Origin of the sequence: Flavobacterium frigoris (assembly GCF_900111075.1) — a bacterium.
GTDB lineage: Bacteria > Bacteroidota > Bacteroidia > Flavobacteriales > Flavobacteriaceae > Flavobacterium > Flavobacterium frigoris.
The window spans coordinates 1-16,445 of the sequence record NZ_FOFZ01000005.1 but is presented as its reverse complement, the minus strand read 5'-3'; the positions used below and the strand labels follow the sequence as shown (position 1 = coordinate 16,445).

The following is a 16,445-nucleotide window of genomic DNA, read 5'->3' as shown; positions in this document are numbered from 1 at the left end:
TTCGTTCTTTTGCTTACAATTAGAAAATAATAAAACACTTACTAGAGAATAAAACAGGATTTTTACTTTCATTGTCATCGTATTTATCAGTTATAATTATAAGTCAATCGACTAACCGTAGATTTTATGGAATAAATTAATGTATTTTTCCATAACTATTTTTCTTTTTAGCTTAAGTGTTGGCGTCAGTTGCCCACCTTCTACAGACCAAACATCTGGTGTTAATTCAAAACGTTTAATTTTCTCCCAATTACCAAATTTTTCGTTTAAACCATCAATTTCTTCCTGAATTCTTGCTATTACTTTTTCGTTGGATACAATTTCTTCATTAGTACTTCCTATAACTATTTTATGAATAACCGCCCATTCTTTTACGAATTCAAAATCAGGTTGAATGAAGGCTGCCGGCATTTTTTGTCCGTCGCCTATCACCATAATTTCTGCAATGAAACGGGATTGTTTCATGGTGTTTTCAATAAGTTGCGGTGCAATATATTTTCCACCTGAAGTTTTAAACATTTCTTTCTTTCGATCCGTAATTTTTAAAAATCCGTCTTTATCAATGTTTCCTATGTCACCAGTGTGAAAATAACCGTCAATAATGACTTCATTGGTTAATTTCTCATCTTTATAATAGCCCATCATGACATTAGGTCCTTTACAAAGAATTTCTCCGTCTTCGGCAATTTTAACTTCTACATTATCAATAACTCTCCCTACAGTTCCTATTCTGAAACCTCCATTTCTTATATCATTTACGGATATAACAGGCGAAGTCTCGGTTAAACCATATCCTTCCATAACAGGTATTTCGGCTGCAGCAAAAATTCGAGCTAATCTAGGTTGCAACGCAGCACTACCTGAAACCATTAAATCTAACTTACCACCTAATCCTTCTTTCCATTTACTAAAAATTAATTTTCGAGCAATTTTAAGTTGCATTTCATACCAAAGACCATTCGCACCATAAGGTTCATAGACTAATCCCAAATCAATTGCCCAAAAGAACAATTTCTTTTTAATCCCAGTCAGTTCAGTTCCTTTGGCATAGATTTTATCATACACTTTTTCTAATAGTCGAGGTACAGCCGTAATTACAGTAGGTTTTACTTCTTTTAGGTTATCACTGACTTTATCAATAGATTCTCCAAAGTAGATCGATACACCATAATATTGGTATAAATAGAGTAGCATGCGCTCAAAAATGTGACAAACAGGTAAGAAACTTAATGCAGTTGCATTTCCCGCTTCAAATGGAATTCTTGTAGAGCTGTTTAGTACGTCTGATACGATGTTATTATGAGAAAGCATAACTCCTTTTGGTCGCCCAGTTGTCCCAGATGTATAAATAATAGTCGCTAAATCGTCAGGTTTAACTAAACTTTTGCTTTCTTCAACATCATTCTGATTGCTTTGGTCTTCGCCAAGAGCGAGTAGTTCCTTCCAGTTTTTACAACCTTCAATAGGGTTAAAAGAATATACTTCTTTCAAATTAGGAACCTTATCTTTTATTGAATTTAATTTTTTAAGGATTTCCGCATCAGATACAAAACAATATATTGCACCAGAATGGTTCAATATGTATTCATAATCATCTTCTGTAATTGTTGGATAAATAGGTATATTTTGTGCTCCGGTTTGCAGAATACCAATATCCATAATATTCCATTCAGTTCTGTTGCTGGAAGAGATTATTGCGATTTTATCGTCTTTTTTTATTCCCATTCGCAAGAGTGCTCTAGAAACAGCATTTGCTTGAGCAATATATTCTTGTGTAGACGTTTTTATCCAAACACCGTCCTGCTTAGTATTTAAAGCATCTGGAATTGAGGTATATTTATCTTGTTGATAATAAGGAAAATCAAATAGTCTGGTTATAGAAGTCATTATGCGAAGGTTGAATTTTGCTGCAAATTAAAAAAAAAATGACAATATTTTTCCATTTTCAAAATTAAAATGGAAAAAATTAATTTTATAATTCCCATTTTACGAAAACGATTTCTTTAAACGGAGTTTAAAAGGTTGATTATAAGTAAAAAGAAAAATTGCAGTAGTTTTTAGTTTAAAATAAACTGTCGTTGCTTTAATATTGAAAAGTTGAAATAATTAGCTATATTTCAACTTTTTATTCTAATTTTAAACATTACAAAGCTATAATGTGCGCTTTTTTTTCATGTTTAGTAGCAATCTCGTTAATTTTATCGATTTATAGGTTGTATATTTTCTGGTATTGGTCTTTGTAAAGCTCTTTAATAATTTTTCTCTTCAGTTTAAGTGTCGGAGTTAAGTGTCCACCATCTATCGACCAAACTTCAGCTGTCAATTCAAAGCGTTTGATTTTTTCCCAACTTCCAAATTTTTCATTCAAATTGTCTATATCTTGTTGTATGCGTTCTAGTACTTTTTCATGCACAACATAATCACTATTCGTTTTTCCAATGTCTAATTTATGGATGGCAGCCCATTCTTTTAAGAATTCAAAATTAGGTTGGATAAGCGCGGCCGCCATTTTTTGTCCTTCTCCTATGACCATAATTTGTTCAATAAAACGGGATTGTTTCATTGTGTTTTCTATTAATTGTGGTGCTATGTACTTTCCTCCAGAGGTTTTGAACATTTCTTTCTTTCGATCCGTTATTTTTAAAAAGCCGTCCGCGTCAATAATTCCTATATCTCCAGTATGGAAATAACCGTCAACAATGACTTCGTTAGTTAATTTCTCATCTTTATAATACCCCATCATTACGTTAGGTCCCTTACAAAGGATTTCGCCGTCTTCGGCAATTTTTACTTCTACATACTCAATTGGTTTTCCTACAGTACCTATTCTTAAGCCTTTGTTTTTTAAATCATTGAATGAAATTGCAGGGGAGGTTTCTGTTAAACCATAGCCTTCTAAAACTGGAATGTCTGCTGCCGTAAAAACACGTGCTAATCTGGGTTGTAAGGCAGCGCTACCGCTAACAATCAATTCGAGATTCCCACCTAATCCTTCTTTCCATTTGCTGAAAATTAATTTTCTTGCAATTTTAAGTTGCATTTCATACCATATTCCATTGGCGCCGTAAGGTTCAAATCGCAAACCTAAATTAATGGCCCAAAAGAACAGCTTCTTTTTAATTCCTGTCAGTTCCGTTCCTTTTGCATAGATTTTATCGTATACCTTTTCTAGAAGTCTCGGGACTGCAGTAATCATAGTTGGTTTTACTTCCTTTATATTATCACTAATTTTCTCTATGGATTCCCCAAAATAAACCGAAACACCATGATATTGATATAAATATAAAGCGGTGCGTTCAAAAATGTGACAGACAGGCAAGAAGCTCAGTGCTTTTGCATTGCCAGCTGGGAACGGAACTAAGTTAACAATAGCAAGGACATTGGAAACAAGATTTTGGTGCGAAAGCATAACACCTTTGGGTGTTCCAGTGGTTCCAGAGGTATAGATAATGGTAGCCATATCTAGAGGCAGTACTTTTTCTTTTCGTGCTTCAAGTTCAGTTTGATTGCTTTGGTCTTCGCCAAGAAGAAGCAATTCTGACCAGTTTTTGCAGCCTTGAATTTCATCGAAGCAGTATACTTCTTTTAGAGCAGGAACTTTATCTCGTATTGAATTGATTTTTTCAAATATTTCCAAGTCGGATATAAAACAATACGTTGCACCAGAGTGGTTGAGTATGTAAGCATAGTCATCTGCCGTGATTGTAGGATAGATGGGTACATTTTGTGCGCCTATCTGTAGAATACCAATATCCACAATACTCCATTCCGTTCTGTTGTTAGTAGAAATCATTGCGATTTTATCGTCTTTCTGAATGCCCATTCGCAAGAGAGCGCCAGAAATAGCATTGGCTTTGGAAATAAATTCTTCAGTTGAAGTTTTTTCCCAAACGCCATTTTTCTTTGTTACAAAAGCATCTGCTATTGAAGTATATTTTTCTAGCTGATAATATGGGAAATCAAAAATTCTAGTTACGGATGTCATCATTTAATGTTTAATGTAGTTGCAAAATAGTTAAAAAATAGTGATAATTCTCTTTTTGTGTAAATTTTATAATTGAATTGATATTATTTTATGCTATTCAGGAGGGTTTTATTATCTATGAAATAGCCTATTGTAGCGATATATTGTTAAAAAATAGATAGTGAAAATACAATCATTATTTAAATAATTTTATAAGAATACGGCAGTTGTAGCGAAAAATAAGCATACTAATATCCACGGTTTACTCTAAACAGTTTTTATTCGCTAATTTCAAGAAGTATTTTATTTGAAATATCACTAAAAGTGGGTATTGTCATAAAAAGTTATTTCATTTACTTTTATTGCGAAAATAAACGAGATTTGAATATGCTTTAATGTGAAGTCATTTAAGATATTAAGTTCCAATATTTAGAAATTTTTAGACATTTAATAATACTGTGTAGACAGCAATTAATTAATAAACACGATGACGAATTCAGAAAAAATTAGAAAAGTAAACGAATTGCTTATTGAAGTAATTAAAGACGAAGAACATCAAGTTGAGAGCTCGTTGAGCGGTTTAAAAGATGTCGTTTTGAGTATTATCGCCGATTATTGGCTAACTGTGAGGGAACCTGAAATTTTTATGGCTAATGTCGAAATTGACATTGAGGAAAATGTAACGGAAGCCGTATTGTTATAGTAGTTTTGGTGTAAACATAATAATTTGAGTATTGTCTCAAAATGGTTGGCCCTTTGAGATCAGTAATGTTTCAAGGGAGTATCCTATAATACAGTAAAGCTATCAGTTTTTTTGATGCTAAATACTGTTGTCAGATCTAAAAAGGAGTATAAAGTATTTAAACACTTTATACTCCTTTTTTTAATAATATTCGAAAATATGCGCGGTTTTATAGTGGTATGTTAGATGCAATTCTTGTGTTCTTTGTCTTTACTTTATAAATAGTAGGCGTGCATAGTATATTTAGTTATATTTGTTCGAATTAAAACTTTAAGTAATGACTAAGCCTACGTTAACTTCTCTATTGAATATTGATCGACCACTGATAATGGCGCCTATGTTTCTTGTTTCAAATACTAAAATGGTAATTGAAGGAATGAAATCGGGTGTGGCAGGTTGTATCCCAGCCCTAAATTACCGCACATTAGAGGAACTTCGCGCTTCCGTTATAGAACTTAAGGCAGCTAAAGTAGTAGGAGGTAGTTTTGGTTATAATTTGATTGTGAATAAATCAAATATCAAATACAAGGATCAATTAGCCGTTCTATGTGAAGAAAAAGTAGATTTTATAATTACTTCTTTAGGTTCACCAGAAGAAACCATTAAGGCAGCTCATAAAGTAGGAATTAAAGTTTTTTGTGATGTTACCGATTTGGCTTTCGCCAAAAAAGTAGAAAGTCTAGGTGCTGATGCTATTATTGCTGTTAACAATTTGGCTGGAGGTCATAGAGGACCACAATCTCCGGAGCAACTGATTAAAGAATTGAATGAAAACACTGGATTGCCAGTGATCTCTGCTGGTGGAGTGAGTACTAAATTAGATTTAGATAAAATGTTAAGCTATGGTGCGATAGGCGTATCTGTGGGGAGTCCTTTTATAGCCTCGATTGAGTCTGGAGTTTCTGAGGAATACAAACAAGCCTGTGTTGATTATGGTGCCAAAGATATTGTCTTGACTGAGAAAATATCGGGGACGCCTTGTACGGTCATTAATACGCCTTACATTCAAAAAGTAGGAACTAAACAAACGTGGTTAGAAAGCACTTTAAATAAAAATAAAAGCTTGAAAAAGTGGGTTAAAATGATCCGATACATAATGGGATCTAACGCTGTAACTAAAGCAGCTACTGAATTTACCTACAAAACGGTTTGGGTTGCCGGGCCGACTATTGAAAACACGACTGCAATACGACCAGTTAATGCAATCGTTGATACATTAACGGTGTAGTTTTACAAACCCTATTTATTGGATTTACATTCCTAATAAGTCATTTCTGTATCATTACGCAATGGATTATTAGGAATGTTTTTTTTTGTTCAAAAAGCAATTATATCGGTTAAGAGTTGGATTATTCTACTTGAATCATTTTTCTTTTGGAGTGCGTGAAGGATAGCAGCGGAAATCCTCTCTCGTCTCGTTCTTAAAACGAGACGAGAGAGATTGTAGCGAATAGCCTGACCCTTGGGGCACGCCCAAAAAATAGTTAACTATATCCCACAAAAAAAGCGCTCTCTTTCGAGAACGCTTTCTATATATAAAGTGTGAATTTTATTTTTTGTCAATCCATTTTTTGGCATTCACAAAGGCTTCATGCCAAGGGGAAACTTCATCGTTTCTATCCTTTGGGTAATGCGCCCAGTTCCATTGAAACGTAGAACGTTCAATGTGTGGCATCATCACTAAGTGACGACCTGTTGTATCACATAACATAGCTGTGTTGAAATCAGAACCATTCGGGTTTGCTGGATAACCTTCATAACCATATTTAGCTACGATATTGTAATTTCCTTCACCCATTGGTAAGTTGAATTTACCTTCACCATGTGAAACCCAAACTCCTAAAGTGCTTCCTGCTAATGATGACAACATCACTGATTTGTTATCCTGTACCGTTACCGAAGTAAAGATACTTTCGTGTTTGTGGCTTTCGTTATGCAACATTTTTCCGTGTACTTCGTGCTCTGGATTAATTACTTCCAATTCCATAAACAACTGACAACCATTACAAATTCCAACAGACAAAGTATCTTCTCGTTTGAAGAAGTTTTTCAAGGCAGTATTTGCTTTTTCGTTGTATTTAAATGCTCCTGCCCAACCTTTGGCTGAACCCAATACATCTGAGTTAGAGAAACCTCCAACAGCTCCGATGAATTGAATGTCTTCTAATGTCTCCCGACCTGAAATCAAATCGGTCATGTGAACGTCTTTTACATCAAAACCCGCAAGGTACATCGCATTTGCCATTTCGCGTTCAGAATTACTTCCTTTTTCACGGATAATTGCCGCTTTTGGTCTCTCGACTCCGCTCGAGATGACAGGTTTTTTTCCTGTGAAATGTGTTGGGAAAGTATAGTTTAATGCTTGGTTTTTGTAATTGTCAAAACGCGCTTGTGCCGTTCCATTTTTAGATTGTTTTTGGTCTAATAAAAACGAAGTTTTAAACCAAACGTCTCTGTATTTCGCAATGTCTAATTTGCAAGGGCCAAAGTCTAAAGTTGCTTCGGAAGTTGCTGTTCCTAATTTGTAGAAAGAAACTCCATTTGTGTTTAGTTTATTCTCTAAAGCCACATCGTCTTTGGCTTGGAACACGATTCCGATATTCTCTGAAAACAAGTATTTGATGATGTCTTTCTCTTCAAAAACAGAGAAATCTATTTTGGCACCTAAATTATTATCAGCAAAACACATTTCTAAAAGGGTAGTAATCAAACCACCACTTCCTATGTCGTGTCCTGCAAGAATATTGTCTTCCAATATTAATTCTTGAATGGTATTGAAGGCTCTTTTGAAAAAGGCTGCATCTTTAATTGTTGGTGCGTCTTTCCCGATAGTATTCAACGTTTGTGCAAGTGAAGAACCACCTAGTTTGTACTCATCTTGCGATAAATTAATATAATATATTGAACCTCCGTCTCTTTGAAGGACAGGTTCTACCACTTTTCTGATATCGGTACAGTTACCACCGGCAGTAATAATTACCGTTCCCGGAGCAATTACTTCTTCGTTTGGATATTTTTGTTTCATCGAAAGGGAGTCTTTTCCTGTTGGAATATTGATTCCCAATTCGATTGCAAAATTCGAACAACTTTCTACGGCGGCGTACAAACGAGCATCTTCTCCTTCGTTTTTACAAGCCCACATCCAATTAGCCGAAAGTGATATTCCGTCTAAACCGTTTTTAATTGGAGCCCACACAATATTCGATAAAGCCTCGGCAATAGCAGTTCTGCTTCCTGCAACAGGATCAAGCAAAGCGGCTACAGGCGAATGCCCTATAGAAGTAGCAATTCCTTCTTTTCCGTTATAATCCAAAGCCATTACACCGCAGTTATTCAACGGCAATTGCAATGGTCCTGCAGTTTGTTGTTTGGCTACTTTACCACCCACACAACGGTCTACTTTATTTGTCAACCAGTCTTTACAAGCTACTGCTTCTAATTGAAGCACTTGTTCTAAATAGGTTGAGATTTTATCTTTCGAATAATCTAAATCAGCATATTTTCTTTCGATAGTAGAATCGGTCATCACCACTTTTGGCGAACTTCCAAAAAAGTCTTCCAAAGCAAAATCCATTGGCTTAGCACCCGTAGTTTTTGATTCGAAAGTAAAACGATGGTCTCCGGTTACGTCACCTACTTGGTACATAGGAGCACGCTCTCTATCGGCAATTTTTTGTAAGGTGTCAATGTCTTTCTGACCGATAACCAAGCCCATTCTTTCTTGAGACTCGTTACCGATGATTTCTTTTGCCGAAAGAGTAGGGTCACCTACAGGCAATTTGTCCAAATCAATTAAACCTCCGGTATCTTCCACTAGTTCTGACAGACAGTTTAAGTGTCCTCCAGCACCGTGATCGTGAATGGATACGATTGGGTTTTCATTGCTTTCTACCAATCCACGAATAGCATTAGCCACTCTTTTTTGCATTTCTGGATTCGAACGTTGGATAGCGTTTAACTCAATACCAGAACTAAATGCTCCTGTATCAGCAGAAGAAACCGCAGCTCCACCCATTCCGATTCTATAATTTTCTCCTCCCAGGATAACAATTTTGTCTCCTGTTTGTGGTATTTTTTTGATCGCTTGTTCTAATTTTCCGTAACCAATTCCACCCGCTTGCATAATCACTTTGTCGAAACCTAATTTACGAGCATCTTCTTCGTGTTCGAAAGTCAGAACAGAACCAGTAATAAGTGGTTGTCCAAATTTGTTTCCAAAATCAGAAGCTCCGTTTGAGGCTTTGATTAAAATATCCATTGGAGTTTGGTACAACCATTTTCTCTCGGCCATTCCGTTTTCCCATGGGCGACTACTCTGAGCGGAGTCGAATGAGTCTTCTAATCTAGAATAAGAAGTCATATAAACTGCTGTTCCTGCCATAGGTAATGAACCTTGTCCACCTGCTAGACGGTCACGAATTTCTCCACCTGAACCCGTTGCAGCTCCGTTGAAAGGCTCTACCGTAGTTGGGAAATTATGTGTTTCTGCTTTTAAGGAAATAACCGAATCAAATTCTGTTACTTGGTAAAAATCAGGTTTGTCTGCGCTTTTTGGAGCAAATTGTTCTACCCGTGGCCCTTTTACAAAAGCTACATTGTCTTTATATGCTGAAACGATGTCGTTAGGATTTTCTAACGATGTTTTCTTAATCATTTTGAATAAAGAAGATTCTTTTTCTACACCATCAATAACAAATTTCCCGTTGAAAATCTTGTGACGACAATGCTCTGAATTGGCTTGTGAAAAACCAAATATTTCAGAATCAGTTAGTTTTCTACCTATTTTAACAGCTAAGTTATCAAGGTATTCTACTTCTTCTGGACTTAAAGACAATCCTTCTTGTTTGTTGTAAGCTGCAATATCATCAATATCCAAAATGGCTTCTGGTGCGATATCGATAGTGAAAATTGTTTGATTTAACTCGGAATATTTTTGCGAAAGCATCGGATCAAAATCCTCAGAATCAGCTTTAGCATAATGAAACTCCTCAATTCTGATGATTCCTGAAATGGCCATATTTTGGGTAATTTCAACGGCATTAGTACTCCAAGGAGTGACCATAGCGGCGCGGGGACCAACAAAAAAATCCGTTAGTACGGATTTTTCAATTTTATTTGAGTCGGCAAAAAGCCAGTTTAATTTTGAAATGTCTTGAGCTGAAATTTCGTTTTGCGTTTGTACTGCAAAAACAGTTTTGCTTTGGTTTTCAAAGAAATGGATCATTGTTGTGTAGTTTGTTGTATTTTGGTGCAAATTTAGTCAATTAAGATTAAAATTTCTAATAAAAAAAGCGGCATAATTGCCGCTTTTAAAATGGATGTTATTTTTGTGTCAACTAATTGATAATGATTTTTTTAACAGAAGTTTTTGCGTCATCCGTTATTTTTATTAAATACAGTCCTTTGTCTAGGTGTAAAACTGATAAAGCTGTTCCATTAGTATTATTACTTTCAAAAACTTTTTGTCCTAAAAGATTATAAATTTCAACAGAAAAGGCTTTGTTTGAATTGTCTATCGTGAAGCTACCGTTTGAAGGATTTGGATATATCGTGACATCGTTTCCATCTATAACTATTTCTTCTTTAGCCTCTTTAGAAATTATTTTACTTCCAAGATTATTACAAGTATCTGCTGCATAAGAATCCCATTCAGCTGTTTTATTAAAAGTTGTTTTTGGGCCAGTTATGGTTGTTTTTCTTCTTAAGGTTACATTAGCGGCAAAGTTTGCTGTTCCACCATTGAAGGTACCAATGATATCGATAAGCACTCCGTTTTTAAATAAACCGACAGCATCATTACCATTGAAAGTCATTTCGGCAGCAGCAGTAGAAATAGTTGCTGAACTTGTAGGATAACAACTTGATGACATGGAGCTGTTTACCAAAGTAAATTTACTTCCGTTATTTAATGTTCCGCTTAAGGCGATTCCTGAGCTCCAAGATCCAGCACCGTTAGTTTGTTTTTTCACACTATAAACAGATAGATTAATGGCGATACCTGTAGCATTTGAAATTTCAAGCGCTTTGTTGTTTGATGAACCTTCAATATATTCTGAAAATAATAATTCAGTTGTTGAGCCCGTGGCAGCTGTAGTAGTACTATTTACCGAGTTGCTTGAAGCCGAAATGTTTCCTGCAGCATCTTTTGCTTTTATTGAAAAAGTGTAAGCAGTAGCGGCTGTTAATCCTGTAACGGCGTATGAAGTTCCAGTAACGGTAGCTTTTAAGCTTGTTCCTTGGTAAACATTGTATCCTGTTACGGCTACGTTATCAGTTGAGCCAGTCCAAGATAAGTTAGTTGTTGTTTGTGTTGTTCCTGAAGATACTAAATTAGTAGGATTTGAAGGTGCTGTAGTATCAGCAGTTGGATTCCATACTTGCTGAACATATTCAGGATGGTCAATGTATGGATTTCTATTATTTTGAGTAACATAAATTGCTTTGTTACGGGCAATTTCTCTTGGGCTAACTGGGTCTAAGGCATTCCAAGCTAGGAGCATGTTTAAAAATGAAGTTGTAAAGACTTGAGTGCTGGTTCCATTAAACATGGGGTAAGCATAACCAGAAACAGTAGTTTCATAACGAGTGGCAAAATAGAAATACATTCGGGCAATGTCTCCTTTAAATTCGTCAATTGGTTCAAAAACAGTTCCTACATAACCAGAAACGGAACTAGAACCTAATTTACTTCCGTTAAGCGAAGTCCAGGTTGCTGTTGCTACAGTTCCATGCGGATAATTGGATCTTTGTCCGTTTACTTTTCCATCCGTTGGGGTGATAAAGTGCGCATCAGAAACCATGGGAGCCGCTGAACCAAAAGTAGATTGTGGAATGATATGTTCTCTGTTGTAGCAATCCCCTTCCGTGGAATAGTTACCACATCGTTGTGTAGATCCTGTTGAATAATTATAAGGATCAGTGCCGTTTGGTTTTTCAGAATACATGTCTAAAACAGTACCATCATTTTCATAAAAATTATCGACATCCGATGTTTGATAAGTAGTATAAAGTCCACCGTAACCATTATCCGTATGGCCTTTAATAATAGTGTACAATTGAGTTTTCAGTGTGTAAGATGTTCCTGTGGCTGTTGCATAATAACCCGATGGTATTTGGGCAATAGCTGCTGTGAAGAATAATAAAAAGAGAAAAGAGTAGGTTTTTTTCATAAAATTTAATTTAAATTGATTTGTTAATTAGGGCATCCAAAAAGAAGGTTCAAAAAGACGGAATTTTTTGAATTTGACTTTTTAGATGTTGGCAAATCTAAATGTTTTAGGAGTACAGTATGTTATGAAATGTTTACTATTTTTGTTAATTATCTTACAGTAGTTACTATATGTTGTGTATTTAAAGGAATATTTATTAAAAGAGGTTGGAGTAGAGATTAGCGTTTCTACAGTTGGAATGAGAGTTATTTAGGAAAAGGTTTGTTTTGATACGCACCTAAGTCAGGAGGAGTAGTTCTTGTGTTTCCTAAAATATCTAACGGAATCAAATAGGCCGAATTCCCTTTTGCGAGAGCGCCGGAAGTTTCGTCGATAGTAAGTTTGTTTTGAGAAGCTTTATAAAACTTAGGGCTTTGGTTTAAAAGTATACCAGTATAGTGAGTGGCGTCAGTCGTGAATTGGTAATCCTGATTTGTGGTTGTAGCATCATACTTTATCAGGCAATTGTTGAATTGATAGTTAAATGTAGCCGTTGTTTTTTTAGTTAAGCTTAATTCGTTCGAATATGAGCCATAAATAATGCAGTTGTTAAAAGTGGCTTGTGTTAGGTCTTTAACTTCAGGAATGGCACCTTCAATAAAATTATCTATTGCAACGGCCACTTGGGACGAACTATTCCAGTTATTATTGAACGTGGAATGAGTGAATTTATAATTCCCACCATAAGAACAAGCCAAACTCGCTAGTCCTGCAGAATTAATTACAATATTTTCTCCATTGATTTTTGCTGTTTGAGCTAAGATCCCATAATTGGACGAATCGTAAATTTGGGTATTTTTTATGGATACTGTTGTTCCATCATTGTTTTGAATCAGTAAACCAATGGTAGCATTTTTAATAGTCAAATGGTCTATGACGTTATTTGTGCTACCGTCTGTAAGCCATATCGTTCCCCATTGGCCGGGAACATCTGAATACTCAGGTTCCAGACGATCGCCTTCAAAAATGACTTCATTTTCAAATAGCGCTGAATTTGATTTGGAGCCATTTATGTTTATTGAGGCGTTATTACTCACGATAAGTCCAGAGTTAGCATGGAAATGAACACGAGAACCGGCATTAAAAACAACTTTTTTCCCTGAGGGAGCCGCAGCGTAGCCGTAAATAACATACGGCTTTTGATTATTAAATACGAGCTCGTTTCCGTTTACGGGGTCATTTTCATCTAGATAAAAACCATATATTTTTTCGTCACCCAGCGGCAGTGTTTCGGTAGTACCATCTGCAAAGCGCTTTGGATATAAGAAAATGGCATCTTGGATAAGCGTCACTAACTCTACCTTTTGTAAATTTGTTCCGGCATCAAATTCAATTTGGTCAGTATATAGGAAATCAGTTGGGTTGGTATCGGTGCTATTGGCAGTGGTTTCTATAAAAATATATAAGCTATCTTTTGCAAGTAGGTCGATGTTTTTAAATGATTTCCCTTCGCTTCCTTGCATTCCGTCCACGGTCATGCGGTATTTAGAATTTAGCCCTTTTGCCAGTTTTATCGTGGGAATGCTAATATCATTTTTACTTTTATTGTAAACTTTGAGTCGGTAGGTACTGGAACCGATGTTACTAAAAACGGTATCCAGATAGATAGTGTCTTTTGAAAAAGTTAAATCTCCAGTGCTGGCAACCGTTTCAAAATCAGAACGACATGAACAAACAGACAACAATATTCCGATAAAAAGCAATAGAGAGAAAGTACGCATTTCGTTTGATTTTGTGTAAAAATAAGAAAAAACTCATTGGGAACTGTCACGGATTTTCAATTTGATCGTAGAATAAATATTGGAATTAATTTTTGTATCTTATCTTTTAATTATTTTTACAATCAATTAAAATAAAATTCATGACATTCGATAAAGAAAAGATACTGGAATATTGTAATCGTATTTCTAAAAACACTTTAATGGACACCCTAAATATTGAGTATATTGATGCTGGTGAAGATTTTTTGACAGCAACAATGCCCGTGAATCCAACTGTTCATCAGCCTATGGGTTTATTGCACGGGGGCGCCTCGGTTGCCTTGGCGGAAAGTGTTGGTAGTGCAGCTTCATTTTTATTTATTAATCCAGAGCTGAGTGAAGTACGTGGAATTGAGATTTCGGCAAATCATTTAAAGGCAAAACGCAACGGGATAGTCACTGCGACGGCGAGGATTATTCATAAAGGGCGAAGTATTCATTTGTGGGAAATACGTATTGTCGATGAAAATGACACTCTTATTTCGCTTTGCAAATTGACCAATATGGTTTTGCCAAAACGTATCAGAAAACAAGAATAACGGGACTTTTTTATTAATTAAAACTTCGGTTTATAATAAAGTAAATATGATTGATTTTTTTATCAAAGTAAAACAACAAGAGTCGCAAAACTTACCTTTCGTACTATACAAAAAGCCAGATAATATTAAAGTGGTGGGTTATTTTCAGAAAAATGATCATTTGTATTTTGCTGAAAACTTTGAGGAGGCTGGTTTTGTTTTTGCTCCTTTTGAAGGAAGCCAAATGGTACTGATTCCTTATGATCAATCCATAAAATGGAGTGAATTGGTAACTTCCATTGAAGAAATTCCTGATATTGATGTTGTAAAATCGGAAAATAAGCAAGATCAAGAACATTTTGAATCTCTAGTTCAAAAAGGAATTGATGCTATAGTGGAGGGCATTTTTAAAAAGGTAGTGGTGTCTAGGAAAGAAATCATTGACTTGGCTAATTTTGATTTAGTTACTGTGTTCGAAAAACTAATTCAAAGCTATCCAAATGCTTTTTGCTACTGTTGGTTTCACCCAAAAGTTGGTTTGTGGATGGGAGCAACCCCAGAACGATTGCTTAAAGCGAATGACAAGAAATTTTCTACTATGGCATTAGCAGGAACACAAACAAGCCAGGGTTTAGCCAAAGCAATCTGGGAGAAAAAAGAAATGGAAGAACAGCAGTTTGTTACCGACTTCATTTTAAATAATTTAAAAGACTTAACTTCAGAAGTCTCGATTTCAAGTCCTTATGCTATAAAAGCCGGTAGTTTATTGCATATTAAAACAGATATTGAAGGCGTATTAAACGACAATTCAAATTTGAAACAGGTAATTTCTGTTTTGCATCCTACGCCAGCAGTCTGTGGGCTACCTAAACAAGAAGCAAAGACTTTTATTTTGGAAAACGAAGGCTATGACAGAGAGTATTATACAGGTTTTCTTGGCGAATTAAACAAAGAAGGATTTAATAAAACCACTTTAAAATCTGATTTGTATGTCAATTTAAGATGTATGAAAATCAAGGATAATCAGGCACATTTGTATATGGGTTGTGGTATTACAAAAGACAGCAATCCAAGAAAAGAGTGGGAGGAAAGCGTTAATAAGTCGCTGACAATGAAAAGGATGTTATAGGAAGAGCATAAAAGAGGTTACAAGGAAGAAAAATGAAGGTAGAAAAAGACACAAAAAAAGATAAAAATGAAATTAGACATATTAGCTTTTGGAGCTCATCCAGATGATGTAGAATTGGGATGTTCGGGAACCATTTTAAAAGAAATATCCTTAGGGAAAACAGTTGGGATTGTCGATTTGACTCGGGGCGAATTAGGAACTCGAGGTTCAGCTGCAATTAGAGATCAGGAAGCAAATGCTGCTGCAAAAATTCTAGGGGTTTCTGCTAGGGAAAATCTGGAGATGCGTGACGGTTTTTTTGTCAATGACGAACAACACCAACGTGAGGTTATTAAAATGATCCGGAAGTACCGTCCCGAGATTGTATTGTGCAATGCAATTGATGATCGTCACATCGATCACGGGAAAGGGAGCAAGTTAGTTTCTGACGCTTGTTTTTTATCTGGATTGAGAAAGATAGAAACAGAATTAGAAGGAGAGCAGCAACAGGCATGGAGACCTAAAGTAGTTTACCACTACATTCAATGGAAAAACATTGAACCAGATTTTGTTGTGGATATTACAGGATTTACAGCTAAAAAAATAGAGTCGATATTGGCTTATGGTTCTCAGTTTTATGATAAGGATTCTAAAGAGCCCGAGTCGCCAATTACCTCTAAAAACTTCTTTGAAAGCCTGAATTATCGCTCGCAGGACCTAGGTAGACTTGCAGGAGTAGATTATGCGGAAGGTTTTACAGTAGAAAGATATTTGGCAGTCAATAGTTTAGGGGATTTGATCTAAATTTCCTGTTTTTTTTTGAAAAAATTATTTGCAAAAGTGAACTTATGTTGTATCTTTGCCACCGCTAAGCATTATGGTGGTTGTAGCTCAGTTGGTTAGAGCATCGGTTTGTGGTACCGAGGGTCGCGGGTTCGAGCCCCGTCTTCCACCCAAAAGGCAAAAGCCTCGAAGAAATTCGAGGCTTTTTTTGTGTAGTAAAGTGAAGATAACAAAAAAAAGCTTTGAATCACTTCAAAGCTTTTTTTGGGATCATAACGAAAACCTGTGGAGTAGCAAAAATTAGGCATATATATTAGTTAGCCTAAAAAGGAAAAACTCAATGTTTCTCACGCCTCTAAATT

The 16,445-nt window shown here is 35.7% G+C and carries 10 protein-coding genes and 1 tRNA gene; 6 read left to right on the top strand and 5 right to left on the bottom strand.

Annotation, left to right across the window (positions count from 1 at the left end):
* Positions 1-111: 111 nt before the first annotated feature.
* Positions 112-1,887: an AMP-dependent synthetase/ligase gene (locus tag BMW63_RS08515; RefSeq protein WP_074723047.1), complete on the bottom strand. Its 1,776-nt coding sequence runs from the start codon at positions 1,885-1,887 to the stop codon at positions 112-114.
* A gap of 319 nt (positions 1,888-2,206) precedes the next feature.
* Entirely contained in the window at positions 2,207-3,985 is a 1,779-nt protein-coding gene (locus tag BMW63_RS08510; protein WP_074723046.1) for an AMP-dependent synthetase/ligase, read from the bottom strand.
* A 466-nt stretch (positions 3,986-4,451) separates the two neighbouring features.
* Here BMW63_RS08510 and BMW63_RS08505 point away from each other — a divergent pair, with 466 nt between their 5' ends.
* The gene (locus tag BMW63_RS08505) at positions 4,452-4,667 is read left to right on the top strand and encodes a hypothetical protein (protein ID WP_074723045.1); all 216 of its coding nucleotides are present in this window, start codon (positions 4,452-4,454) and stop codon (positions 4,665-4,667) included.
* 316 nt (positions 4,668-4,983) lie between these two features.
* Positions 4,984-5,934 carry an NAD(P)H-dependent flavin oxidoreductase gene (locus BMW63_RS08500; RefSeq protein ID WP_074723044.1) on the top strand — a complete coding sequence of 317 codons (951 nt, stop codon included), beginning with the start codon at positions 4,984-4,986 and terminating at the stop codon, positions 5,932-5,934.
* 321 nt (positions 5,935-6,255) lie between these two features.
* On the opposite strand, the gene purL is transcribed toward BMW63_RS08500, so the two are convergent.
* From purL to BMW63_RS08485, 3 genes are all read right to left on the bottom strand, one after another.
* Entirely contained in the window at positions 6,256-9,930 is a 3,675-nt protein-coding gene (gene purL / locus BMW63_RS08495; RefSeq protein WP_074723043.1) for a phosphoribosylformylglycinamidine synthase, read from the bottom strand.
* Between the two features lie 112 nt (positions 9,931-10,042).
* Positions 10,043-11,875, bottom strand: coding sequence for an endonuclease (locus tag BMW63_RS08490; RefSeq protein ID WP_074723042.1), 1,833 nt, complete (start codon positions 11,873-11,875; stop codon positions 10,043-10,045).
* Positions 11,876-12,120: 245 nt separating this feature from the next.
* Complete coding sequence (locus tag BMW63_RS08485) at positions 12,121-13,635, bottom strand: hypothetical protein (protein WP_074723041.1); 1,515 nt, start codon at positions 13,633-13,635, stop codon at positions 12,121-12,123.
* 140 nt (positions 13,636-13,775) lie between these two features.
* Here BMW63_RS08485 and BMW63_RS08480 point away from each other — a divergent pair, with 140 nt between their 5' ends.
* From BMW63_RS08480 to BMW63_RS08465, 4 genes are all read left to right on the top strand, one after another.
* Entirely contained in the window at positions 13,776-14,213 is a 438-nt protein-coding gene (locus tag BMW63_RS08480) for a PaaI family thioesterase (protein ID WP_074723040.1), read from the top strand.
* Positions 14,214-14,259: 46 nt separating this feature from the next.
* On the top strand, positions 14,260-15,321 hold the full coding sequence (locus BMW63_RS08475) for an isochorismate synthase (RefSeq protein WP_074723039.1): 1,062 nt from the start codon (positions 14,260-14,262) through the stop codon (positions 15,319-15,321).
* Between the two features lie 66 nt (positions 15,322-15,387).
* Positions 15,388-16,104, top strand: a complete 717-nt coding sequence (gene bshB1, locus BMW63_RS08470; protein WP_074723038.1) for a bacillithiol biosynthesis deacetylase BshB1 — start codon at positions 15,388-15,390, stop codon at positions 16,102-16,104.
* A gap of 75 nt (positions 16,105-16,179) precedes the next feature.
* Positions 16,180-16,255 (top strand) — tRNA-His (locus tag BMW63_RS08465).
* The last annotated feature ends 190 nt before the right edge of the window (positions 16,256-16,445 follow it).

Bases quoted from the DNA above. Each gene is read 5' to 3' on its own strand.
- BMW63_RS08515 (WP_074723047.1), bottom strand. From the start codon at position 1,887: ATGACTTCTATAACCAGACTATTTGATTTTCCTTATTATCAACAAGAT.
- BMW63_RS08480 (WP_074723040.1), top strand. From the start codon at position 13,776: ATGACATTCGATAAAGAAAAGATACTGGAATATTGTAATCGTATTTCT.
- BMW63_RS08500 (WP_074723044.1), top strand. From the start codon at position 4,984: ATGACTAAGCCTACGTTAACTTCTCTATTGAATATTGATCGACCACTG.
- bshB1 (WP_074723038.1), top strand. From the start codon at position 15,388: ATGAAATTAGACATATTAGCTTTTGGAGCTCATCCAGATGATGTAGAA.
- BMW63_RS08510 (WP_074723046.1), bottom strand. From the start codon at position 3,985: ATGACATCCGTAACTAGAATTTTTGATTTCCCATATTATCAGCTAGAA.
- BMW63_RS08505 (WP_074723045.1), top strand. From the start codon at position 4,452: ATGACGAATTCAGAAAAAATTAGAAAAGTAAACGAATTGCTTATTGAA.
- BMW63_RS08485 (WP_074723041.1), bottom strand. From the start codon at position 13,635: ATGCGTACTTTCTCTCTATTGCTTTTTATCGGAATATTGTTGTCTGTT.
- BMW63_RS08490 (WP_074723042.1), bottom strand. From the start codon at position 11,875: ATGAAAAAAACCTACTCTTTTCTCTTTTTATTATTCTTCACAGCAGCT.
- BMW63_RS08475 (WP_074723039.1), top strand. From the start codon at position 14,260: ATGATTGATTTTTTTATCAAAGTAAAACAACAAGAGTCGCAAAACTTA.
- purL (WP_074723043.1), bottom strand. From the start codon at position 9,930: ATGATCCATTTCTTTGAAAACCAAAGCAAAACTGTTTTTGCAGTACAA.